The 2,661-nt window shown below is 74.0% G+C and carries 3 protein-coding genes; 2 read left to right on the top strand and 1 reads right to left on the bottom strand.

Features of this window, described 5'->3' with window-relative positions:
• Positions 1 to 352, bottom strand: a 352-nt coding sequence (locus HLK59_RS49365; RefSeq protein WP_171148231.1) for a hypothetical protein, incomplete at its 3' end; no start/stop codon positions are given.
• A gap of 127 nt (positions 353 to 479) precedes the next feature.
• Here HLK59_RS49365 and HLK59_RS49360 point away from each other — a divergent pair.
• Positions 480 to 830, top strand: coding sequence for a metallopeptidase family protein (locus HLK59_RS49360; protein WP_046259656.1), 351 nt, complete (start codon positions 480 to 482; stop codon positions 828 to 830).
• 58 nt (positions 831 to 888) lie between these two features.
• A partial coding sequence (locus HLK59_RS49355; protein ID WP_240983095.1) for a metallophosphoesterase occupies positions 889 to 2,661 on the top strand: 1,773 nt, incomplete at its 3' end.

The following is a 2,661-nucleotide window of genomic DNA, read 5'->3' as shown; positions in this document are numbered from 1 at the left end:
GGGTCTTGGTCGGGGTCGGCTCCGGCTTGTCCGGCTTGCCGGGCTTGACGTCCGCCGAGGGCGACGCGCTCTCCCCGGCCGACTCCGAGGCGGACGGCGACGCCGACTCCCCCGCCTTCCCCTTGCCCTTCTTCTTCCCGTGCTTGTCGTCGGCCCCGGCGGCCCCGTACCCACCGCCGCCGCCCGACACCGCCGATCCGCCGTCCGGGGCCTCCCCGCCCCGCTGTCCGGCGGAGTGCGACGGCTTGGCGCTCTTGCCGCCGTCGTCGTCGCCCACGCTCATACAGCCGGCGGCAGCGGCGACCGCCATCACCGTGGCGGCCAGACGGACAGGTACGTACATGGGGCGCACGGGCAGCCACCTCCGAGGGCGGTCGAGAGAGTCAACCCGTTCAACTCCCGCCGCCCACAAGAGGACACGCGCGAGACCCACCCGTACCCGCCTCCTCTCCGGGCGCCCCGTCCCCGACAATGGCCCTGTGCTGGAGATGACGCGCGAAGCCTTCGAAGAACTCGTGAGCCAGGCCCTGGACCAGATCCCGCCCGAGCTGACCCGGGTCATGGACAACGTCGCCGTGTTCGTCGAGGACGAACCTCCCGCCGACGACCCCGAACTGCTGGGCCTCTACGAGGGCACCCCGCTCACGGACCGCGGCGAGTGGTACGCCGGCGTGCTCCCCGACCGCATCTCGATCTACATGGGCCCCACCCTGCGCTTCTGCGAGACCGAGGACGACGTGGTGCACGAGGTCGCCGTGACCGTGATCCACGAGATCGCCCACCACTTCGGCATCGACGACGAGCGTCTGCACGAACTCGGCTGGGGCTGACCACCGCGGCCCACCGGCCGCCCGCATATCCACCCCCGCACTTGGGCATACGGGACCAATGGCCCGCGTCCCCGCCGCAGTCCTGAACGTCCTGGTCCGCGTCCGCCGCGCACCGCGCACCCTCGCCCGCCACTACCGCACCCGCCGCCCCCTGCCGACGCTGGAGCTCGTCCACCAGCCGCACCCCTGGGGCCGGGCCGTCGGGCTGGTGGCCGTGGTGCTGCTCGGGGCGTGGCTGGGGCTGCTCGTCGTCGGCAATGTCCGCACCCCCGTCGGCCCCATGAACACGACGATGACCCTGCGCCCGTCCTTCACCGGCGGCACGAAGATCAACGTCTCCCCGCTGGGCGCCCTCCAGCTGGACAGCCACCACGCCCCCGTCCGCCTGGACGTCAACGTCGACCAGCTCGACCCGGTCCGCTCCCAGGCCCTGGTCGACCACCCCGAACGCCTCTCCGGGCTCCAGGAGGAGGTCGCCCAGGACGTCGAGCACGGCACCCTCGACCTGGCCGTACGGTCCTGCGTCGCCGTCGTCGTGGGCGCCACCGCCCTCGGTCTCGCCGTCTACCGCCGCCCCCGCCGCGCCCTCGCCGCCGGCGGCCTCGCCCTCGGCCTGCTCGCCGCGTCCGGCGGGACGGCGTACGCCACCTGGAACCCCGACTCCGTCCTGGAGCCGAAGTTCTCCGGGCTGCTCTCCTCCGCCCCGTCCCTGGTCGGCAACGCGCGCAACATCGTCACCGAGTTCGACGTCTACCAGCGGGAGTTGGCACGACTCGTCACCAACGTGACCAAGCTCTACGACGTCACCTCCACGCTCCCCGCCTATCAGCCGGACCCCACGACCATCCGTGTCCTGCACGTCTCGGACATCCATCTGAACCCGGCGAGCTGGAAGATCGTCGCCTCGCTGGTGGAGCAGTACCAGGTCGACGTCATCGTCGACACCGGCGACACCATGGACCACGGCACGGCCGCCGAGAACGGCTTCCTGGACCCGATCGAGGACCTCGGAGCGCCGTATGTGTGGGTGCGCGGCAACCACGACTCCCTCGTCACCCAGCGCTACATGGAGGGGTTGAAGAACGCGCACGTCCTCGACGACGGGCGGGCCGAGACCGTCGCCGGGCTGCGTTTCGCCGGTCTCGGCGACCCCCAGTTCACCCCCGACCGCAGCGAGAAGCCCGGCGCCGACGAGTCCCAGGAGGCCGCGGGCGCCCGGCTCGCCGCCGCCCTGCGCGACTGGACGACCGCCGGGAGGCCGGTCGACATCGCCCTGGTGCACGAGCCGTCGGCCGCCCGGGAGGTCGACGGATCGGTGCCGATGGTGCTCTCCGGTCACCTCCACCACCAGGAGATGGAGGTCATGAGGCTCGGCACCCGGCTGCGGGTCGAGGGCTCCACGGGCGGCAGCGGTCTGCGGGCGGTGGAGGGGAAGTACCCGGACCCGATCGAGGCCTCGATCCTCTACTTCGACCGCGACTCCCGCCGTCTCCAGGCCTGGGACGAGATCCGACTCGGCGGTCTCGGCCTGACGACGGCCGAGGTCAGCCGTCACCTGCCGGAGGAGAACCTGCCGGGCGCGACCCCGACGCCCACCCCCGGCGGCCCCTGGGGCCTCCGCCCTCGCCCCGGCGCCTGCCCCCCCCACCCCTCCCTCCTGCCCCCCCCCCCCGTCCTCGCCCCCCCCCCCCACCCCCCCTCCTCCCCCACGCCCCGCCCCCCGCCCCCCCCCTCCCCCCCCCCGCCTCCCCCCCCACCCCCCCCCCCCCCGCCCCCCCCCCCCCCCCACCGCCCCCCCCCCCCCCCCCCCCCCACGCGCCCCCCCCCCCCC

This window comes from Streptomyces sp. S3(2020) (assembly GCF_013044505.1).
Classification (GTDB): Bacteria; Actinomycetota; Actinomycetes; order Streptomycetales; family Streptomycetaceae; genus Streptomyces.
Note: the sequence above shows the minus strand (reverse complement) of the source record. Positions and strands in the feature narration are given on the sequence as shown.